Origin of the sequence: Phytohabitans flavus (genome assembly GCF_011764545.1) — a bacterium.
GTDB classification, from domain to species: Bacteria; Actinomycetota; Actinomycetes; order Mycobacteriales; family Micromonosporaceae; genus Phytohabitans; species Phytohabitans flavus.
Map to the genome: position 1 here is coordinate 1,791,283 of NZ_AP022870.1, position 19,079 is coordinate 1,810,361.

Annotated in this window: 21 protein-coding genes and 1 pseudogene; 15 read left to right on the plus strand and 7 right to left on the minus strand. The window is 68.8% G+C overall.

The window, feature by feature from the left end; genetic code table 11:
• Positions 1-266: 266 nt before the first annotated feature.
• The 5 genes from Pflav_RS07525 to Pflav_RS43400 form a co-directional block, all read right to left on the minus strand.
• A complete protein-coding gene (locus tag Pflav_RS07525) occupies positions 267-2,030 on the minus strand; it encodes a methyltransferase domain-containing protein (RefSeq protein WP_173034810.1) in 1,764 nt (587 codons plus the stop codon).
• Positions 2,031-2,081: 51 nt separating this feature from the next.
• Positions 2,082-2,219: a hypothetical protein gene (locus tag Pflav_RS07530; RefSeq protein ID WP_173034812.1), complete on the minus strand. Its 138-nt coding sequence runs from the start codon at positions 2,217-2,219 to the stop codon at positions 2,082-2,084.
• A 355-nt stretch (positions 2,220-2,574) separates the two neighbouring features.
• Positions 2,575-2,811, minus strand: a complete 237-nt coding sequence (locus Pflav_RS07535; protein ID WP_173034814.1) for a hypothetical protein — start codon at positions 2,809-2,811, stop codon at positions 2,575-2,577.
• 23 nt (positions 2,812-2,834) lie between these two features.
• The gene (locus tag Pflav_RS43395; RefSeq protein WP_197938170.1) at positions 2,835-3,335 is read right to left on the minus strand and encodes a hypothetical protein; all 501 of its coding nucleotides are present in this window, start codon (positions 3,333-3,335) and stop codon (positions 2,835-2,837) included.
• A 62-nt stretch (positions 3,336-3,397) separates the two neighbouring features.
• Entirely contained in the window at positions 3,398-3,676 is a 279-nt protein-coding gene (locus Pflav_RS43400) for a hypothetical protein (protein WP_197938172.1), read from the minus strand.
• Between Pflav_RS43400 and Pflav_RS43405 the strand changes: the two genes are divergently transcribed.
• The 12 genes from Pflav_RS43405 to Pflav_RS07595 all read left to right on the plus strand — a co-directional run bounded on the left by Pflav_RS43405 (position 3,664) and on the right by Pflav_RS07595 (position 16,759).
• A complete protein-coding gene (locus tag Pflav_RS43405) occupies positions 3,664-4,296 on the plus strand; it encodes an HNH endonuclease (RefSeq protein ID WP_197938174.1) in 633 nt (210 codons plus the stop codon). The genes Pflav_RS43400 and Pflav_RS43405 overlap by 13 nt on opposite strands.
• Positions 4,297-4,710: 414 nt before the next feature.
• Positions 4,711-5,519, plus strand: a protein-coding gene (locus tag Pflav_RS07545) for an IS5 family transposase (protein WP_173034816.1) whose coding sequence is annotated in 2 segments (ribosomal slippage) — positions 4,711-5,056 and positions 5,056-5,519 — 810 coding nt in all. Because the reading frame shifts where the segments join, the coding sequence is not laid out codon by codon here.
• A gap of 410 nt (positions 5,520-5,929) precedes the next feature.
• A protein-coding gene (locus Pflav_RS07550; RefSeq protein ID WP_377309367.1) for an IS5 family transposase occupies positions 5,930-6,791 on the plus strand; the annotation gives its coding sequence in 2 pieces (ribosomal slippage) (positions 5,930-6,079 and positions 6,081-6,791; 861 coding nt in all).
• Positions 6,792-8,069: 1,278 nt separating this feature from the next.
• Positions 8,070-8,738 (plus strand): hypothetical protein, encoded by a 669-nt coding sequence (locus Pflav_RS07555; RefSeq protein ID WP_173034818.1) that lies wholly within the window; start codon positions 8,070-8,072, stop codon positions 8,736-8,738.
• Entirely contained in the window at positions 8,725-10,383 is a 1,659-nt protein-coding gene (locus Pflav_RS07560; RefSeq protein ID WP_173034820.1) for a GH3 auxin-responsive promoter family protein, read from the plus strand. The genes Pflav_RS07555 and Pflav_RS07560 overlap by 14 nt, the downstream gene beginning before the upstream one ends.
• Positions 10,380-11,240: a class I SAM-dependent methyltransferase gene (locus Pflav_RS07565; RefSeq protein ID WP_173034822.1), complete on the plus strand. Its 861-nt coding sequence runs from the start codon at positions 10,380-10,382 to the stop codon at positions 11,238-11,240. The genes Pflav_RS07560 and Pflav_RS07565 overlap by 4 nt, the downstream gene beginning before the upstream one ends.
• Entirely contained in the window at positions 11,237-12,649 is a 1,413-nt protein-coding gene (locus Pflav_RS07570) for an FAD-dependent oxidoreductase (protein WP_173034824.1), read from the plus strand. Before Pflav_RS07565 ends, Pflav_RS07570 begins: the two co-directional genes overlap by 4 nt.
• Positions 12,650-12,651: 2 nt before the next feature.
• A complete protein-coding gene (locus tag Pflav_RS07575) occupies positions 12,652-13,806 on the plus strand; it encodes a hypothetical protein (RefSeq protein ID WP_173034826.1) in 1,155 nt (384 codons plus the stop codon).
• Complete coding sequence (locus Pflav_RS07580) at positions 13,803-14,531, plus strand: DUF6182 family protein (protein ID WP_173034828.1); 729 nt, start codon at positions 13,803-13,805, stop codon at positions 14,529-14,531. Before Pflav_RS07575 ends, Pflav_RS07580 begins: the two co-directional genes overlap by 4 nt.
• Positions 14,524-15,168 (plus strand): LysR substrate-binding domain-containing protein, encoded by a 645-nt coding sequence (locus tag Pflav_RS07585; RefSeq protein ID WP_173034829.1) that lies wholly within the window; start codon positions 14,524-14,526, stop codon positions 15,166-15,168. Before Pflav_RS07580 ends, Pflav_RS07585 begins: the two co-directional genes overlap by 8 nt.
• A complete protein-coding gene (locus Pflav_RS07590) occupies positions 15,165-15,941 on the plus strand; it encodes an alpha/beta fold hydrolase (RefSeq protein ID WP_173034831.1) in 777 nt (258 codons plus the stop codon). The genes Pflav_RS07585 and Pflav_RS07590 overlap by 4 nt, the downstream gene beginning before the upstream one ends.
• Positions 15,938-16,759, plus strand: coding sequence for a class I SAM-dependent methyltransferase (locus Pflav_RS07595; protein ID WP_173034833.1), 822 nt, complete (start codon positions 15,938-15,940; stop codon positions 16,757-16,759). Before Pflav_RS07590 ends, Pflav_RS07595 begins: the two co-directional genes overlap by 4 nt.
• A 46-nt stretch (positions 16,760-16,805) precedes the next feature.
• Here the strand turns inward: Pflav_RS07595 and Pflav_RS49270 are convergent.
• Positions 16,806-16,913, minus strand: a pseudogene (locus tag Pflav_RS49270) (IS982 family transposase); the annotation flags it as partial.
• A 226-nt stretch (positions 16,914-17,139) separates the two neighbouring features.
• Here Pflav_RS49270 and Pflav_RS07600 point away from each other — a divergent pair.
• Positions 17,140-17,694 (plus strand): Uma2 family endonuclease, encoded by a 555-nt coding sequence (locus Pflav_RS07600; RefSeq protein ID WP_173034835.1) that lies wholly within the window; start codon positions 17,140-17,142, stop codon positions 17,692-17,694.
• Positions 17,695-17,878: 184 nt separating this feature from the next.
• On the opposite strand, the gene Pflav_RS07605 is transcribed toward Pflav_RS07600, so the two are convergent.
• A complete protein-coding gene (locus Pflav_RS07605) occupies positions 17,879-18,217 on the minus strand; it encodes a hypothetical protein (RefSeq protein ID WP_197938176.1) in 339 nt (112 codons plus the stop codon).
• Positions 18,218-18,544: 327 nt separating this feature from the next.
• On the opposite strand from Pflav_RS07605, the gene Pflav_RS45065 reads away from it, so the two are divergent.
• Positions 18,545-18,670 carry a hypothetical protein gene (locus Pflav_RS45065; RefSeq protein ID WP_232071050.1) on the plus strand — a complete coding sequence of 42 codons (126 nt, stop codon included), beginning with the start codon at positions 18,545-18,547 and terminating at the stop codon, positions 18,668-18,670.
• Positions 18,667-18,981: a transcriptional regulator gene (locus Pflav_RS07615; RefSeq protein ID WP_173034838.1), complete on the plus strand. Its 315-nt coding sequence runs from the start codon at positions 18,667-18,669 to the stop codon at positions 18,979-18,981. Before Pflav_RS45065 ends, Pflav_RS07615 begins: the two co-directional genes overlap by 4 nt.
• Positions 18,982-19,079 lie beyond the last annotated feature (98 nt).

The following is a 19,079-nucleotide window of genomic DNA, read 5'->3' on the forward strand; positions in this document are numbered from 1 at the left end:
CGGCCGCGTGCGGGCGGCCGTCCTCACACCACCCAGCAAGCTACGGGGCCCGAACGCTCACCAGGCGAGCAGTAGCAGCTGTCCGGCGGTCAGCACGTCGAGCACGCCGCACCACTCGGCGTGTGAGCGGGCCACGATTCTTCCGCATCCGTGGGTTGCGGATCGAGAACCGAGACCACACCTTTACGACGGATCGCCTGGTAGCAAACGGGTCGTCGGGGCACTGCCAGCGACCCGGCGTTGGAGGGCACATTCGACGGGCGATGTCATGCGCGAGCCAACACGCTCACGCGACCGGGCTCACCGCTGCACTCGACGACGGTCAGGCCCTGGTCCTCGACGAGACGAGGCAGGGAGTTCGTGTCGTAGAAGCGGACGACGCCAGGCACGAGGTGGTAGCACGCAGCGCGCAGCCGCCAGTACAGGTTCTGGGATGTGAGCGACGTGCGGTTGCGAGCGGGCGCGGTGATCAACAGGTGCCCGCCCGGCCGGAGGCAGCGCCGGATCTCGGCGATGAAGGCCGCGGGACACGGGAGGTGCTGTAGGACGAGGATCGCGAGAACACCTCCGAGCGACGCGTCCGCGAAGCGAAGCGGCGCGCTGACATCGAGCACGTCGAACGTCGCGTCGACCTCGTCGCGCGCAGCTCGTCTCCGCGCGACCTCGACCATGCCAGGTGACCCATCGACACCGACGACGTCATAACCACGCCGGGCCAGCGCGAGCGCGTGCGCGCCAGGTCCGCAGCCGAGGTCGGCTACAGGTCCAGGCGGTGCAACCACGTTCGCGAGCTCATCGGCAGTCCGCTCGACCAGCTCACGATGCTCCGGCTCATCGCGTCGCCGCCCCCAGGCCGCGCTCTCGCAGTCGTACATGAAGCGAAAGAACCAGCGCGGGGCAGGCATGACGGCGACGATACGCGTCGTGGGTAGACCGAACTGGCAGTGTGGGGGCAGGGGTTCGAGTCCCCTCGGCTCCACAACGTAGGGTGATGAGCGAAATGTGGGGTCGGTCGAAATGTCGGCTGGCCCTTCGCCGTTGGTAGGGACGTTGAAGATCGGTATGAGCTGCTCGCCCTGGATCTTGACCTCGGCGATGTGTTCCTCGATGACTGCTTTGCGTTGACCTGCGGTTCCGTGTGCGAGGACTTGCCCCAGTTGGCGGCGGAGTTGTTTGATGGCTTGGGCGCTGGGTGGCTCTGGTTGGGCGTGGATCAGCTCGGCCAACTCCGTCTGGCGGATCTTGAGCCGTTCGAGTTTGGCGGTGAGATCGCGTACCCGTGCGCCGCAGGTGCGCTCATCGAGGGTTTCGTTCTCGAACGCGGTCAGGTACCGGTCGATCGCGGCATCGGTGGTCTTGATCTGGGCGGTGATGGTGCCGAGTTCGGCGGTGTGCTGGTGGCTGCCGGCGGCACGCAGTTCTCGTTCGGCTTCGATGGCGGCGGTGATCAGGTCGGTGTGGGTGTAGAAGTCGATGAGGGCGCTGGCGACGGCGGGGTCGAGGTGGTCGGCGTTGATGCGTGGGGCGGTGCAGCCAGCTTTGCCGTATCGGGCGCGGGAGAAGCAGGTGTAGTAGCGGTAGCGGCGGAGTTTGCCGGTGGCCGCCGTGCCGATGTACTTGTGCCCACACCGCGGGCAGGTGATCCGTCCGGTGAGGTGGTAGTCCGAGTTCGACGCAGCCCGCGCTGAGCCGACCTCGCCGCGGGCGGTGAGGATGCGCTGGCACCGCTCGAACAGGTCGGCTTCGATGATGGCCGGGTGGGCGTCGGGGACGACGACGTCGCGGAAGCCGACTTCGCCGATGTAGAGGCGGTTGGTGAGCATGCGTCCGATGGTGTGCCCGGACCACGGCTTGCCGGCCCGAGTCCGCTTCCCCTCCACGTTGAGCTGGTCGGCGATGGCTCGTGTTCCGGCCCTGGTTTCGGCGTAGCGGGTGAAGATGTCGTGGACGACGTGCTGCTCGGTCTCGTGCGGGATGAGGCGGTGGGTGTCGGGGTGGACGCAACCCCTGGATCCCCACCACCTGACCATCAAGACACCACCCGGGCAATACTTACACCCCTAAATCAGGCACATATCCAGTTACGTTTCTTCCAAGTGAATTGGATGGTTGTTCTCGGCCAACACTATCATCGCAGCACCTTCCTGGATCCCCAAAGGGCTGACAATGATACCCGGGTCTGCGCCGGTATCCATGATGCGATAGGCCAGCACTGCCACCTGTTCTTGCTTCTGTTTGGACCCGAGTGCAGCGACGACGTTCGATAGCGACAAATCCGGCGCTGCCTTCCCTCATGTCGTTGCCGTCGATTTCCCATTCGGGTGTCGGAACGCCGTCCTGTGATCCATTGTTTGTCTTCCACGCGTTCAAGCCTTAGGGTTGATGCGACTTGGGCGAGGAGGAACGCTGCGACCTGCTCGTATGATTACCAGCTCTTGCTGTGGCTGGCCGTCATTCCGCAATCTATCTCCGCGACGGCGGCGTGCCTGAACTCTCGACACGGAACTGGCTGCGCCGCGACGCCAGCGTCGGTGACGCGGTCCCTCGAGTTGCGCGAGTGCGGTCGATGCCAGGTCAACGCCGTCGCTTTAGAGCGACCGCAGCGACTGCCACGCCAGCGACGCCTGCCATCGCACCAACAGCATCCCAGTTAATGCTTGGAAAATCGACCGAAATCGGAAAAGCGAACACACGCGAAATCGCAAAAGTGAACACACGCCAGACATTGAACAAAAGAACAAAGAGGAAAATTCCGCAAACGGTTGCCAACACAGCTAGGATCGCCGATAGGAGAGGCCTCTTGTCGCGCATGCTGCGGATGGTACCTGTCAACGTCAATGATCACGAAACGACTTCAGATGCGTTGCCTCCGATAGCTCGGACCTATGCAGAGGCTGCATGGTCAGGTTTAGACGAGAGTAGATGCGGCGTGTCGTCGTCACGATGCTCTCTGCGTGGCGTATCTGGTTTGGGTGCATTATCCCGATGGTGGCGGGGCTGACGGCTGAGGGCCGTGCCCGGCGTGAGGTGGTCCGGTTGCGGGCTGCGGCGATGTTCGCTCCGAACGTGCCGGTCCCGGAGATCGCCGGACGGTTGCGGGTGTTGCACAACGCGGTGTATGTGGCCACTGTTCCCATTCGTGCGGGCTTCCTGGCTCCCAGTCGGCGTGCAGCAGCAAACCTCGGTTCGACCAGTTCGTTGAACGGCAACTGGTTCCGGAGTACCACCGTGGCGGGCGTCGCCGTACTCACCCCGCGTATCAAAGCGTCGAGAACCAGATCGCGAAGGCGAAACGGCACGGTGACCGGGAGGCGGTGCGGGCGCTGCGGCGTCATCGCCGCACCCTGCCGAGCCAGGACCCCAACGATCCAGGCTGTCGACGGCTTCGATACGTGCGCTACTGCGACGACTTCCTGCTCGGGTTCGCCGGTCCCGGCACGAAGCCGAACAGATCAAGTCGAAGATCCGGGCGTTCCTGCGTGAGGAGCTCAAGCTCGAGCTGTCCGAACCCAAGACGTTGATCACCCACGCCACCAGCCAGGCGGCGCGGTTCCTCGGCTACGAGATCAGGACACAGCACGCCGATACGAAGATCACCCGGCATCGTCGGGCGGTCAACGCCGCGATCGGCCTGTTCGTGCCGCGAGACGTCATCCGGAGCAAGTGCGCCGCCCACATGAGCAAGGGAAAGCCCGCGTTCCGGGCCCGCTGCTGCACGACGATGACTTCACGATCGTCGCGAAGTACGGGTCGGAATACCGTGGGTTCGTCCAGTACTACCTCCTTGCCCAGGACGTGTTCCGCCTGGCGTTGCTGCGTTGGGTCATGGAGACCTCGATGCTCAAGACCCTGGCCGCGAAGCACAAGTCCTCCGTCACGAAGATGGCCCGCAAGTACAAGGCGAGCATCGACACCCCCGACGGTCCCCGGGCTGGCTTCCAGGTCACCGTGCAGCGAGACCGAGGGAGAAAGCCGCTGGTCGCCCGCTTCGGCGGGATCCCCCTCAAACGACAGCGCACCGCCGTCATCGCCGATCTCAAGCCGACCATGGCCACCGTCCGACGCAACGAGCTGATCCATCGGCTCCTGGCCGGACAGTGCGAGCTATGCGAAGGGCGGATAGGGCTGCAAGTCCACCACATCCGCAAACTCGCCGATCTCGACAAGTCAGGACGGCCAGAGCGGCCTTCGTGGGCACGCCTGATGGCCATGCGTAAACGCAAGACCCTCGTGGTCTGCCAAGCATGTCACCAGGACATCCACGCTGGACGGGCCACAGCCACCACCCGGATATGACCACTGGAGAGCCGGATGCGGGGAAAGCTCGCCTGTCCGGTTCGGGAAGGGGCCGACGGAAAAGGACCCGAACCACGGGCACCTCGCCGGCGGCCTACTTCACTCTGTGAGGGCCCGGGGGCTGGGATTCCCCGGGCTACTCGGCGGTCTAGTGGACGTCGATCCGGTCGAGGAGGTCTTGCGCCATCTGGCGCAGGCGCGGCTTGTTCGGGTTCGAGTTCATTGACCGTCTGAATCGTCAGCCGGGCCGCCGCTGCGGCGAAGTCAAGCCTCTCGGCTTGGTGACAGGCCATAGCAAACATCAAGTAAGCCTTCGCCAAACCGGTCATGTGATCACCGGGCTCGTTCTTAGGGCGTGTCCTAGATGGATGGTGGTCCCGCCTGCGGCAGGATCTTTGTTCCGTGGTGGAGGAAATGATCCGTACTTGGGCGCCGGATGACTTCTGGCAGGTTGCGCAGCCGTTGATCCCGGCCCAGCCGGTACGCCGGCAGGGTGGGGGTAAGCGGCGGGCTGATGACCGGGCGGTGCTGGCGGCGATCGTGTACCTGGTCCAGGCGGGCTGTTCGTGGTGGAAGCTGCCCACGCAGATGTTCGGGATCTCCCGCTCCACTGCGCACCGCCGGTTCACCCAGTGGACCGCCGATGGGCTGTGGGAACGGCTACATCAGCAGTTTCTGCACCGTCTGGGTGTGGTCAGCGAGATCGACTGGTCCAGGGCAATGGTCGATTCGATCGCGGTCCGGGCTGAGAAAGGGGGGATCTCACGGGGCCAAACCCGGTCGACCGCGGCAAACCCGGCAGCAAGATCCATGTACTGTGTGACCGCCGTGGTGTACCGCTGACCTGCCTGATCTCCGCCGCGAACACCCACGATTCCCAACTGTTGATCCCACTGCTGGACTCGATCGCACCGATCCGTGGCCGGCGGGGCCGGCCCCGCCGTCTGCCCGACAAGCTGCACGCGGACAAGGCGTACGACCAGCCCGCGCTGCGCGCCGAGGTCCGCCGACGCGGCATCAAGGTCCGGATCGCCCGCAAGGGCATCGAGTCATCCCAACGTCTCGGCCGGCACCGCTGGATCGTCGAGGCCTGCCTGAACTGGCTGCTACGCAACCGCCGACTCGTACGCCGCTACGACCGCAAGCCCCAACATTTCCAAGCCTTCGCCGACCTCGCCTGCGCCCTACTGACCTACCGCCGCCTACTCAAGGCCACCAAGTAGGACACGCCCTTAGCTTGAGTTTTAAGGTCCGAACCGCTGCGGAACGTAGTGATCGCTGACTCTTTCCAGGTCCCGGGAACTTCAGCGGCCACGGTGGGTAACGCGTCGGGGTTTTGGAACATCGGCGCCCGCCAGCCCCGTCCTGCCGGCGTTCCGAAACCTCCTGCCGTCGTCGTGCCCACATCCATTCTTGCCCTGACCTCGCCCTACGTCAGCGAAAGGCTGTTGACCAGGAACGATGCCGAGCCGTCGACGGACGAGTTATTGACCGGCGGCAGTGATCGATGAAGCTTCAGATCCCAGGGGCGTGCCACAAGGGGTTAAAAGCCAAGCTTAGAACGTGTTTGAGAAGGTCCAATGTGGACTGGCGGCGGTGTGCGCAGAGGTGGTGAGCCGGGCAGGGTGGTGCGGTGCCGACCCCTCGCCGTGGATATCCGTCCGACCTGACCGACGACCAGTGGGCGTTGATCGAGCCCCTGCTGCCGGAAGCGAGCACCGATGGCCAGCCTGAGAAGCATCCACGTAGGGAGATCGTGAACGCGATCTTGTACGTGGGTGCGGGCGGGTTGTCCGTGGCGGTACCTGCCCGCTGATCTGCCGCCATGGCAGACGGTGTACTGGTACTTCACCCGCTGGGAGGAGGCCGGCGTGATGCAAAGACTGCTGGCCGCGCTGCGGGTGAAGGTCCGGGCGCAGGCTGGCCGAGCGGCGGAGCCGTCGGCCGGGATCATCGACTCCCAGAGCGTCAAGGGCGCGGACACCGTCGGGGCCGACAGTCGAGGCTACGACGCCGGCAAAAAGATCAACGGCCGCAAACGGTTCATCGTCACCGACACGCTCGGGCTGCTGGTCACCGTCTGGGTCCTCGCAGCCTCCTGGCAGGACCGCGACGGCGCCAAGGGCACCCTGGTCGCCGCGACCCTGGCCGCGCCCTCGATGCGGCACATCTTCGCCGATCAGGGCTTCGCCGGACGGCTGGTCGACTGGGCCCGCGACATCCTCAAGACCACCATCGAGATCGTCCGCAAACCCGCCGACCAGCAAGGCTTCGCCGTACACCCGCGCCGCTGGGTCGTCGACCGCACCCTCGCCTGGCTAACCGCCTGCCGCCGGCTCGAACGCGTACCCGAAACCTCCGAAGCCATCATCCGATGGGGCCGCGATCTCCGCGATGACCCGCCAAATCACCCGCGGCGCACCAGCACACCGCCGGACCCGCCGCACATTCACCTGGACCTGATCAACACCCTCTCAAACACGCTCTTAGCTTGAGTTTTAAGGTCCGAACCGCTGCGGAACGTAGTGATCGCTGACTCTTTCCAGGTCCCGGGAACTTCAGCGGCCACGGTGGGTAACGCGTCGGGGTTTTGGAACATCGGCGCCCGCCAGCCCCGTCCTGCCGGCGTTCCGAAACCTCCTGCCGTCGTCGTGCCCACATCCATTCTTGCCCTGACCTCGCCCTACGTCAGCGAAAGGCTGTTGACCAGGAACGATGCCGAGCCGTCGACGGACGAGTTATTGACCGGCGGCAGTGATCGATGAAGCTTCAGATCCCAGGGGCGTGCCACAAGGGGTTAAAAGCCAAGCTTAGCCCTACACAAGGCGACGAACGTGCGGTCTCTGCCCGTTCACATGTCACCCGCAACGCTGCTGGTCACGCCCCGTGACCTGGCCACCTGTACGGGCAGGGGGTCGCCGGCGACCGTCAGAACGGTGTTCGTATTCTGCTGCGTCAGGCCCACCCTTTGACCTATGGCTATGGCATCCTGTAGCCAGTTGGCTACTTTTCGCGCGTGCTAGTCTGTCCCGATTTGGTACTGAATATCCGAGTGAGAATCGGAGCACCCACGGAGCACCCCCGATCCACCGTGGACAGAGGGGTCACGTTCTCACAGGTGGAAGGCGGGTCGTGCAGAGGATCTCAGCACTGTAAAAAGTCCTCAGCCCTGCTAATTGAGCTAGCGGCCCGTCACGATCACGATACCTGTCCGCCGGGTCCGCTCTGAGTCTAGCTAGCTGGTGTTGAGTATCGGCTGGTAGACGGGCCGACAGGGTTGACGGCCCATCGACCTGGCCGGCCGACGCGCGTGCCCTTGCAAGCCGCGGTTCAGGATTGGACCAGAACTTCTGGGTGGGGCGTCAGTCAGTGACCTGCGCCGGCCACCAGTCCTGCGAGGTCGAAGGGATGCCGGTCGCAGGCATGCTGAAACCGGGGGTGGGGCTGGAGACTTGATCGAGATTCGCTCGAACGGCACACTAATGATCGACTCCGTGTAGGCGCGGGGTGCTCGTGCACCGCGTCAATATCGCCGCCCGGGTCGCCCGCACACCGGCCCTACGCAGCAAAATCTCGGCGTCGAACGTAGATCGCACCGAGAGACTGCGGACCGGTTTTCTGGACTGAGTTAAGAAAATCAGAGTAAGTCCTTTCGTCCCAAGGCGCTGACTGAGCAATCCGAGAGATGCCATGGGACGTTTTCACGACGCATCCTGGCGGGGGCCGTTCGTCAAAGCTCTGGAGGTTCTCGGCCCTTACGGGGAGGGCGCGCGATGACGCACGCGATCACGGTTACACAGGAGACGGACGATCCGGAATTCGTCGTTCTTCTCGGTGCCGACTACGCGGGCAAGTCCGCGACGATGTCCGCATTGGCGGCCGCGCGGTCGCCGTGGCATCTCGTGTCCACCGACGACGCGTTCGTGCCCAGCCGGCACGCGCTGATCTCGCGGCTGCGCCGGGCCGTCCTGGGTGACGTCCTGCCGGCTCTCGGCCGCGACTACTCCCCGGACCTGATGGCCAGCGTGCTCCAGGTCGCCGTGGTGCACCTGCGCGACCGCATCCGGCGCAGCGCGTCGCGCGGCCCCACCCTGGTCGACTCGTACTACTACAAGATCCTCGCCAAGTGCCGGCTGGCCGGTGTGGAGGACAACCCGATGTTCGCGTGGTGGCGTTCCTTCCCGCAGCCGCGCCGGGTGATCTACCTCGACGTGGCGCCGGACACCGCGTGGATGCGCTGCCAGGAGGGCTCGGTGACCAACCGGCTGGAGCACTACGGCGACCACCCCGACCGGGTGTCGTTCGCGACGTTCCAGACGCATCTACGCGAAGCGATGTTGGAGGAGGTCCGCCACTTGCCCGTGAGCGTGATCAAGGAGCAGGGCAGCGTCGCCCGGACCGCCCGGGCCGTACGGGAGGTGCTCGCAAGTGAGGGTTACTGAGTTTCGCGAGCGCGTCTTCGCCGAGCGCGAGCGGCTGCGCCAGGCATTTCCCGACGTGGCCGGCCACCAGCGCCGGGTCCTCGCCGACCTGCTGGCGTACAACGCGGGCACCGAGTTTGGCCGCGCACACGGCTTCGACCGCATCCGGTCGCTGGACGACTTCACGTCGGCCGTCCCGGTGCTCGACTATGCCGCGCTCTCGCCGTACATCGAGCGCATGGCCGCCGGCGAAGACAACGTGCTGACCGCCGACCGCCCCGCGGTGTACTTCACGAGCAGCGGCAGCACCGGAGGGCACAAGAAGATCCCGGTCACGCCGCGCTTCATGGCCACGACCTTCTTCCCGTTCTTCTACGCGGCGTGGGCGCCGCTGGCCGAGCACTTCCCGGACGTGCTGGCCCGGCCGGACGCCGTGCTCAACCTCAAACACGACCCGGTGGCCGCGCCGCCCACCACCAGGTCGGGCCAGCCGCACGTCGGCGCCAGCCAGGTCGACTTCGGCGCGGCGTTCGGTGAGCCGCTCTCCGCCGAGCCCGGCACCTGGGCGCCCTGGGCGACGCTGCCCGTCCCGGTCGCCGCCGACGACCACCTGGAAAAGGCGTACCTGCGGCTGCGCATGGCGGTGCAAAGCGATCTGCGCTGCGTGATCGGCATCAACCCGGCGATGGTCGCGGCGGTGCCCTACCAGCTCAGCCTGTGGTGGCCGCGGATCGTCAAGGAGGTACGGGACGGGACGCTCGGAGGGCACCCGTACGCCGCCCCGGATCCCGAGCGCGCCGCCGAGCTGGAGCGCCTAGCCGAGCGCGCCGACCGGCTGCGCCCGGCACACGTGTGGCCCAACCTGCGGGTGATCTTCTGCTGGACCACCGGGCTGGCATCGCTGTACCTGCCCCGGCTGCGCGAGGAGTTCGGCATCGGGGTGACCGTCCTGCCGGCGCCGGTGGCCGCGTCCGAGGGCCCGGTCGGCGTCGCCCTCGACCGGCACGGCTCGGCCGGCAGCCTGGTGGTGACCGCCTCGGCCTACGAGTTCGTGGACGCCGACACGGACCTTGGCCCAGACGTCACCACGCTGCGGCCGCACGAGCTCGAGGTCGGGCGCGACTACCACGTCCTCTTCAGCCACGTCGGTGGCCTCTACCGGTACGCGGTCGGCGACGTCGTCCGGGTCGAGGACCACCTCGACGGCGTGCCCCGGCTGGAGTACGCCGGTCGCGCCACCCGCTCCGACGCGGCCGGTGAGCGGCTCCGCGAAGCGCAGGTGATCCGGGCCTTGGCCGCCGCCGTCCGCTCGACCGGGCTGGAGCTGCACAACGCGTCCTGCCGGGTCGACACACCGCTCGGGGAGACCCCGCGATACGCGTTCGCCGTGGCGCCGCGGTCACCGTGGAGCCCGGCGGAGACGAGCCGATTCACCGACGCGCTCGACGCGGCGCTGGCCGCCGAAGCACCGCGCTACCGGGAGGTCCGGCAGGCCGGCCGGCTCGGGTCGCCGACGTTGCTGCGGCTCGATGCCGACGCGTTCCTGCGCGACTGGCAGCGCACGGTCGGCACCGGCGTCCGGCCGACACAGGTCAAGGACCGGCTCTTCCGGCAGGATCCAGCGCTCTGGCGACGGCTGACCACATTGGAGGAAACCGACCGATGACCGCACCGCTGGCCGCCGTCGAACGTACGGCACTGCTCACGGCCGCTCTACGCGCTGCCGAGACCCGCCGCGAAGACCGGCTCTACGAGGACCCGTACGCGGCCCGCTTCGCCGGTGACATCGGGCCGGCGCTGCTGGCCGAGGTGTGGCACGCGACGTTCCCGCCGGACCGGCCGCGTACCCTGCCCAGCACTCCCGACTACAACGCGATCCGCACCCGGTTCTTCGACGACTACCTCCAGCGGGCGGTCGAGGATCCCGCGATCACGCAGGTCGTGCTGGCTCCGGCGGGCATGGACTCGCGCGCCTACCGTCTACAGTGGCCGGCGCGCGTGCGGTACTTCGAGGTCGACCGGCCCGCCGTCCTGGCGTACAAGCGGGAGTGCCTCGGCGACGTCGAGCCGCGCGTCGCCCACCGCACGGTCGCGGTCGACCTGACCGACAGCGATTGGGAGGGCCGCCTCGTGGATGCCGGCTACGATCCCGCGCTGCCCTCGGTCTGGCTGCTCGAAGGCTTGCTGTACTACATACCCGAGCCCGACGTGCACCAGATCCTCCGGCGGGTGCGAGCGATCAGCGCGCCGCGCAGCCGGGTCGCCGCCGACGTGGTCAACGCCGCCGCGCTAACCCTGCCGCACATGCGCGGCCTGCTCGACGTCTTCGCCGGCTGGGGCTCGCCGTGGCTGTCTGGCACCGACGAGCCGGAGGCACTCTTCGACGCGTACGGGATCACCGCCGAAGCGGTCCAGCCGGGCGAGCCGTCCGCCGACTATGGACGGTGGCCCGACCCGGTGCCGCCGCGAAGCGTCAGGGACGTACGAAGGGTGTTCTTCGTGCACGGGGTGTGCCGGCCGTGACCCCGACCGCCGTCGTCGTGGGTGGCAGCATCGCGGGGCTGGCCACCGCCCTCGCGCTCGGCGACGCCGGATGGCGCGTGGAGGTGCTCGAACGCGCCGCGCCGCCGGAGGGCGACGCGCACCGCCCCACCGTGCCGCAAGCCCGGCACTCGCACACGCTGACGTCGGCGGGCTTTGGCGTGCTGCGCGAGCGGGCGCCCGACGTGGTCGGCGCCTGCCTGGCAGCCGGCGCCCCGTTCCTGGACCTCACGGTCGCCCTGCCGGCCGGACCCGACGGCCGCACGTCCGAGGTGGACGACGACGATCTGGTCGCCCTCGCCTGCCGCCGTTCCACATTGGAGCGAATGCTGTACCGCGTCGTCAGCGCCCGGCGGTTGGTGTCGATCGGGCACGGTGTGGCGGTCCGCGGGCTGCTGCTCGACCGGTCCCGCACCAGCGCGATCGGTGTCGTGACCGAAGGCGGCGGGCGGATCCCCGCCGACGTGGTGGTCGACGCCACCGGCCACCGGGCGGCCGCCCGCTCCTGGCTCACCGCAGCCGGCGTCCCGGTGCCCGCCGACCTCACCGGCCCGTCCGGCCTACGCGGCTTCACCCGCTTCTACCGGCTTGCCGGCCACGGGTGGCCCGGGCCGCTAAACCGGGGAAACGCCGCCGGCGACATCTGGGACCACTACGCGGGCGTGCTGCACCCGGGTGACGGTGGCACGTTCTCGATCGCCTTCGGCGTGCTGCCCGACGATCCGGCGATGGATGCCTTGCGGCAGCCCGCCGCCTTCACCGCCGTGGCCCGCGCCACGCCGGGCCTGGGTGCCTGGCTCGCCCACGGCGTCGCGACGCCCATCTCACCGGTGTTCGCGATCACGTCGCCGCCCAACCTGCTGCGCGGGCTCGCCACCTCGCCCGAGCCGCCGGTGGCCGGGCTGTTTCCGGTCGGCGACGCGGCGTGCGTCACCAACCCGCTCTTCGGGCGGGGCATGTCGCTCGCGCTCATCCAGGCGTACCAGCTCGCCGACCTGCTGTCCGCCGGACCGGCCGCAGCGGACCAGGGCGGCGCGGCGGCCCGGATGGCACAGGCGCTGTTCCAGCCGTGGTACGAGCATTCGGTCCGTGCCGACGAGGAGCGGATCGCCCGCTGGAGCGCGGCGGTGCACGGCTGGCCGGCGCCGGCCCTGCCCGCGACAGAGCGGCCGACCATGCGCGACGCCGCCCGCGCGGCCGCGACCGACGGCACCGTGTGGCGCGGGCTGGTGCGGGTACTAATGGGCCTGCGCACACCCGCCGAGGTCCTCGGCGACGAGAAGCTCGTCGCGCGGATCCGGCAGGCGCCCGCGCCGCCCGCCGACCCGCGGCCCGCCGCGCCGACCCGCGCGGAGCTGGTACACATCGTCGCCACGGCGGACGGACGGTAACGATGCTGACCGTCCAAACTGGACCGGCCGGCGCCCCGCCCGGCACGCGGACGCGCCGCGTACTGGTGGCACCGGTCACGGTCACCCCGTCAAAGCCGCTGGGGCCGAGCCACCTCAAGGGCCTCTTCTGGACCGACGTGATGGTTCGGGCGACGGCGCACCTGGCCCACGTGACCTACCGCTACAGCCCGACGACCTACCACCTCACCGAGCAGACGCTCGCGTTCTGGGAGTACCTCGACCGCACCCTCGGCGACGTCGACTACTCCGCCATGTCCGAAGAGGACATCGGCGAGCACTACGTAGGCTTCCGCGCGGAGGGGCACACCGCTTCCACCGCCGCGCTCCGGCCCTACGCGCACGCCGTCGAGCTCCACGGCTGGACTCATCCCGCCGGCGCCCGCGTGCTGGAGCTGTGGCGCGACCAGTACACCGCGCTCGGCCTGCATGACCCCGGACTCACCGCGCACCAGCCGCCGGCCATGGGGCTGGACGAGGTCATCGACCGCCTCGGCGCGAGCGGGATGTGCCTCGACCTGCGCCGGCACGGCGGCCCGGTCTACCTCGACGCGACCCGCCACGGGCTGCCGCTGCGGCAGATAGCGGCGGCTGACGGGCGGCCCAACTACGTCGCCTGCGCGCTGCGCGAGCTGGTGCCGCTCAGCCAGGGGCACGACGAGGTGGTACTGCTGTACGACCGCGAGATCGAACCCGACTATCACCTGCTCCAGGTGGTCCTCTCCGACCTCGGCCACACCGTGCACCGGGTCCCGCTCGGCCGCGTGCCGATCGACGGCCACATCCGCTCGGCGCGGCACGGTGGCTGGCGCGACACCTCGGCGCGGGCCCTGCTCGACGCCGTAGGCGCCGAGGTCGATGCGGACGCGGTCCGGCTCGGCATGCGGCTGTACTTCATCGCGGTGCTCGGCCCCGGGCAGCAGCAGTCCTTCCGCCTCGACCTGCTGCGGCAGTGCCTGCACCGCGCCGAGCGGCTGCTCGCCAGCGTCCGGGCGGTCGACCCCGCGCCGGTGGCCGAGGTGCTCGAACGCCACCGCCGCCACCACGTCTACGTCGACCCGTACCGCCTGACCTCTAGCCTGCTCGCCCGCTACCGTCCCGCCCCCGGTCCGGAGCTGTTGTCGGCGGTGTACCTGTGACCCTCACCCAGGAGATCCTGCGCACCGAGGCGGCCCGCCGGATCCGTGGTTTCCGCCCCGACCTGGCCGCCTGCGCCGACCTGTCGACCACCGCCGGGCTGCTGGCCGCGCAGGCGGAGATTACCGGCGCCGACACGCTCACCGTCGTGGTGATGCGCCGCTTCGAGCTCGTGCCGTGGCTCCGCGAGACCTGCCAGTTCGCGACCACTGTGGACGCGGCGCGCGCGGAGCCGTGGCGGCGCGCCTTCACCCGCACCGTCTTCCTCGCCGGCAACCCGATCAACCTGCGCCACCGCTTCTCGTTCGACCACATCGCGCAGGACGGCTCGGTGGCATGGGCCGGCCCGGCACCAGCGGCCACGCTCACCGCCCTGCGTCGGCTGCTGCGCGTCTTCGACTGCTCGGCCGAGCCTCCGGCGCAGCCCCGAACGACCACGGTGGTGCCCGGTGACGTCGACCGCCGGCGCCCGCCGATCCGGCGCGCGCTCTACCTGGCCACCGCCGGCGTAAGCATCGCCGAGTGCCTCGTCCACCTCAACCACCTGCTGGTCGAGGCCGTACTCGACGGTCTGGTCGCGCCCGGAGACGCCCTGACCCTGCACCAGCGCCCGCGCCTGTCGGGCGTGCCCGTACGGTTCGCGGCGCTGCGGGTCGGCGCCGAGCGTGGCCAACCCGACCGGCTCCGGGCGTACGCCGGACTCACCGAGGAGGACACCGATGCCTGACACCGCCGCCCCGACCGGCCCGATCCGGCTGGGATACCACGGCTCACCGGTGCTCACCGCCCGTATCGCGCGCGTGAGTGGGCGAGGGGAGCAGGACGTACTGATGAGCCCGTATGACATCGCCGACCCGTTTCACACCGTGCGCGCCGGCGAGGTCGACGTCATCGTGGTCAAGTTCGGGTTGCGCGAGCCGGACCTGGAGGTCAGCCGCACGCTCGCCTTCGACGAGCGGGCGGTCGTCGTGGGCAGCGGCCACCCGCTGGCCGGGCGCGAGTCGGTGTCCATAGAGGAGCTCGCCGACTACGACGCCTTCGACCGGCCGGGGCGGCTGCCGGAGTACGTGTGGGACCAGGTCGTGCCCGCACGCACGCCGGCCGGCCGGCCGATCCGCCGCCGGCACCGGGTGACCGCCATCCCGCAGATGATGGCCCTGGTCGCGGAGGCCGGCGCGGTGCACATCTCGCTCCAGTCGCTGGCCGACGTGGCGCCCCCCGGGATCCGGGTCCTGCCGATCCACGACCTACCACCGGCACCGGTGGCCTTCGCCTGGCGTCGCGACCCGGCACCGCCCCGCCACGTGCGGGAGTTCATCGCGGACGCCGAAGCCGCCGCGGTCGCCGGGAGCGTCGCGCCATGACCGCGGCGGAGCGCACGCCGGTGGTGCTGCTGCACGCGCTGTCATTGGACTCGACCATGTGGCACGCGCTGTCACAAGCGCTGCGCGAGCGGGGGCACCCGGTCCTCGCACCCGACCAGCGAGGCTTCGGCGGCACCCCGCTCGGCGACGCGCCCCCGTCGCTCGCCGTCGTGGTCGACGACCTCGCCCGCGACCTCGACGAGCGGCACTTCGACCGGGTCGCCCTGGTCGGCGCCTCGCTGGGTGGCTACGTGGCGATGGCCTTCCTGCGCCGCCATCCCGACCGCGTCGCGGCCCTGGGCCTCGTCTCCACGCGGGCGGCCGCCGACACGGCACGCGAGCGGGCGGAGCGTGAGCGTTTCGCCGAACTCGTCACCGACCAGCAGGCCCGTGGCGCGCTGGTGGCCGCCACGACGCCAAGGCTGGTCGGCGCCACGACCCGCGCCACGCGACCGGAGGTCTTGGCCGCGGTGCAAGCGATGGTCGACGCGGCGGCCCCCGAGTCGATCGCCTGGGCACAGCGGGCGATCGCCGGCCGGCCCGACGCGTTCGCCGTGCTCCGCGCCGCCGACATCCCCGCCCTGGTCGTGTCCGGTGCCGAAGACGAGCTGATCGACCGGTCCGAGCCGGAGCGGATGGCCAGCGCGCTGCCGCGTGGCCGGCTCGTCACGATCCCCACGGCCGGGCACCTGCCACCGGTGGAGACGCCGGAAGCGCTCACGGTGGCGCTCCTGCACCTGCTCGACAGCGCGCACCAGGAGGTGTCGGGGTGAGCTGGGCATTCACGTCCTCGACCGGCCAGGGCTTCACCCACGACTCGATCGTCGACGCGCATTTCAAGGCCTGCCAGCCGGCATACCTTCGAAGCCTGAAGCGGGTGGGCATCCAGCCGGGCTGGCGGGTGCTCGACGCCGGCTGCGGGAGCGGCGCGTTCCTGCCATGGCTCGCCCAGCTGGCCGGGCCCAGCGGTCGCGTGCACGGCGTCGACCTCGCGCCGGAGCATGTCGCGCTCGCGTCGGAGCGGGCGCGATTCCTGGCGGTCCCGATCGAGATCCGCGAGGGCGACCTGCTCGCGCTGCCGTACCCCGACGCCTCGTTCGACGCCCTCTGGTGCGCCAATGCGGTCCAGTACCTCTCCGACGAAGACCTGTCACGCGCTCTGGCCGAGATGGTCCGCGTCGTCCGCCCCGGCGGCCTGGTCGCGGTCAAGGAGCTCGATGTCGGCCTGATCACCATGCGGCCCGGGCCGCGGTTTCTGGTCTCCGACTTCTTCCGGGCCGCGGGCACCAAGCCGGGGTACGCCGAGCAGCTGCTGCGCGCCCCCGACCTGCACCGCTGGCTCGCCGGCGCGGGCCTCACCGCCGTACGGCAGCACACCGAGCTCGTCGAGCACTTCGGCCCCCTCTCCGATGTGGCGAAGGCGTTCTACGCGCCCACCTGCGCGGCGCTGGCCCGGCAGGCGGCGGGGCTGGAGGTGGACGTGGACGCCTGGAGCGCCTTCGCCGACCCCGACCACACCGCCAACCCGCTCAACGACCCGGCGGCGTACGTTTCCGAGGGCCTCACGCTCGCCATCGGCACCCGCCCCTGAGGAGCCGAGTTCCGATGTCCAGGCCTAGACGATCAATTCCAAGGGGTCAGTGGTCGTACGCAATCAGGGAACGCATGATCGGCTGTCCTGTGTGCCAGTTGTGCCAGATGGCGGCGGTCAGGGCGAGGACGCGTTCCAGGATGCGTGCGGGTACCGCCGCCGGTGTCGTTGGGCGAGATGGCTGAGCGGTTGGCGACGCCGGCGGCTCCCTACTGGCGTGGTGCCGACTCCGCGAAGACGAACGCTGGTTCAACCTCAAACGAATCATCGCCGTCGAACCCGCCGACCCCGCATGATCGACCACAGCGGCTAACCGCCGGCGCACACCAACTAGGCGGCTCAGCGTCTATCCCTCCTGGCCGGCCCCTTACAATGGGCCCATGAGCGCTGAGGCCGTCGGCATGCACATGCCCGCCGTCGTCACGCTCGACGACGTGGCTGCGATGAACGCTGCCGACCCGAACGGTCATCGCTACGAAACCAGCCCTGAAGGGGTCCTGTCGGTCATGCCACCACCCGACTCCGAGCATGCGATGATCGCCAGTCGACTGTTCGCGTGGCTCATCATGGCGGGGTGGCCGGCGGAACAGGTGCTTCAGGCAGTAGGCGTCAGGATCCCCGGGCGGGATGGCGACGGCGGCCGGATTCCCGATGTCAGCGTCTGGAGGAAGCCGCCCCCTAGAAGCGTTTGGTCCGCGGTGGCGGACCTGGCGCTCGTGGTCGAGATCGTGTCGCCGGGTTCGGAGGCCATGGACCTGATGACGAAGGTCCGTGAGTACGCTCTCGCGGGTATCCCGCAGTACTGGGTGATTGACCGGGACGGTGCCCAGACGGTCACCTTGCATCGGCTGACCGCGGACGGCACCTACGAGGAGAAGGCGAGGATGCCCATGGCGTGGCTGCTGCAGACCTCGCCGTCGGACCACATCGACTGAGCGCCGCGCCTGTGCGGTGCGTCACCGCAACCGCCGCGACCTGGCCATCTGTACCCTCAGCGGGTCACCAGCACCGGTCAGAACCGGTTTCGCATTCGGATACCGGCGGCCCACAGGAGACGCGTGGCAGGCGCGCCTGAGGCGCGAGGCATGTGCAGGCCGGGGAGTTCCGGCCGCGTCGCGGTTAGGTGCGGACTGCCTGGAAGCCGGAGTCGTCTCCGAGGTGGAAGTAGATGTGTCCGTTGATGGTGCGGCTGTCGGCCAGCGTGACCCAACCGCGGCCGTTGGCGGGGTCGCCTTCGTCATTGCCTTCCCAGGTGAACTCGACGCAGGTCTTCCCGTCGCGGGTGGCTTGGCGGCAGTCCATCCAGCCCTCGACGGCGATGAATCCGAAGCGCCCGGTCTGGTCGCCGTCGAACTCGATGTAGGCGGGCTCGGTCAGGTCGATGGTGTCGCTGTCCCAGAGGTCCATGCTCACGATCCGCCACCGACCGGTCAGACCCGCCACGCCTTTGCCGCCCATGTGGGGACGGTACCTGCTAGCTGATCGCATTGATGTTTAGGCCGGGCTATAGTTTCTCTGTGCCTCCCGAACCGGCCCGGCGCTGGGCGATCAGGACGACGACCGACGTCCGTGACTGGCTGCGTGCGCTTCGCCAGGCCGATCCGGACACGTACCGCTCGGTGAACGTCGCGATCGACATGCTTGCCGAGGTTGGTCCTGGCTGGGGCGTCCGTTGGTCGACACGTTGCAGGGTTCGAGCGTCAGCAATCTCAAGGAGTTGCGACCCAGGTCGGCCGTGAGGTCGCGATCCGGGTTCTGTTCGTCTTCGATCCCTGGTCGCAGGCGGTGCTGTTGGTCGCGGGTAACAAGGCTGGTGACTGGTCGGGGTGGTACAAGGTGGCGATCCCGGCGGCGGAGGTCGCGTACGAGGGCTGGCTGGCCTTCGAAAGGAAACGGCGGGAGGCGCCATGACCGAGTTTCACGACTGGGACGATATCCGGGCCGAGTTGCACGACGGGGACGCCGCCGCGGTGGGTGAGGAGCGTGCGCGTACCGAGGCATGGATCAGCGCCTTTCACCTAGCCGAAGAGCGCAAGCGGCTGGGGCTCACCCAGCGTCAGGTCGCCGACCTGATGGGGGTGACACCGGGCCGAGTCAGCCAGATCGAAAACGGTGACCTGGACGTCAACGAGGTCGCGACCCTGAGCCGGTACGCGCGAGCGCTGGGCGCCCGGATGCGGATCATCTTCGACTACGGCAACGACCTTCGCCAGATCGCCTGAGACGGCCGACCAGACCTCATTAGACCTTCCGAAGGCTGCGCGATCTGGCCATCCCTACCGCCAACGGATTGCCAGCCACGGTCAGGGCTGGTTTCGCA

Bases quoted from the DNA above. Each gene is read 5' to 3' on its own strand.
- Pflav_RS43395 (WP_197938170.1), bottom strand. From the start codon at position 3,335: ATGACGCCGCAGCGCCCGCACCGCCTCCCGGTCACCGTGCCGTTTCGC.
- Pflav_RS07535 (WP_173034814.1), bottom strand. From the start codon at position 2,811: ATGCGCGACAAGAGGCCTCTCCTATCGGCGATCCTAGCTGTGTTGGCA.
- Pflav_RS07605 (WP_197938176.1), bottom strand. From the start codon at position 18,217: ATGGGCGGCAAAGGCGTGGCGGGTCTGACCGGTCGGTGGCGGATCGTG.
- Pflav_RS07600 (WP_173034835.1), top strand. From the start codon at position 17,140: ATGAGCGCTGAGGCCGTCGGCATGCACATGCCCGCCGTCGTCACGCTC.
- Pflav_RS07525 (WP_173034810.1), bottom strand. From the start codon at position 2,030: ATGGTCAGGTGGTGGGGATCCAGGGGTTGCGTCCACCCCGACACCCAC.
- Pflav_RS07585 (WP_173034829.1), top strand. From the start codon at position 14,524: ATGCCTGACACCGCCGCCCCGACCGGCCCGATCCGGCTGGGATACCAC.
- Pflav_RS07615 (WP_173034838.1), top strand. From the start codon at position 18,667: ATGACCGAGTTTCACGACTGGGACGATATCCGGGCCGAGTTGCACGAC.
- Pflav_RS07590 (WP_173034831.1), top strand. From the start codon at position 15,165: ATGACCGCGGCGGAGCGCACGCCGGTGGTGCTGCTGCACGCGCTGTCA.
- Pflav_RS07565 (WP_173034822.1), top strand. From the start codon at position 10,380: ATGACCGCACCGCTGGCCGCCGTCGAACGTACGGCACTGCTCACGGCC.
- Pflav_RS07555 (WP_173034818.1), top strand. From the start codon at position 8,070: ATGACGCACGCGATCACGGTTACACAGGAGACGGACGATCCGGAATTC.
- Pflav_RS07575 (WP_173034826.1), top strand. From the start codon at position 12,652: ATGCTGACCGTCCAAACTGGACCGGCCGGCGCCCCGCCCGGCACGCGG.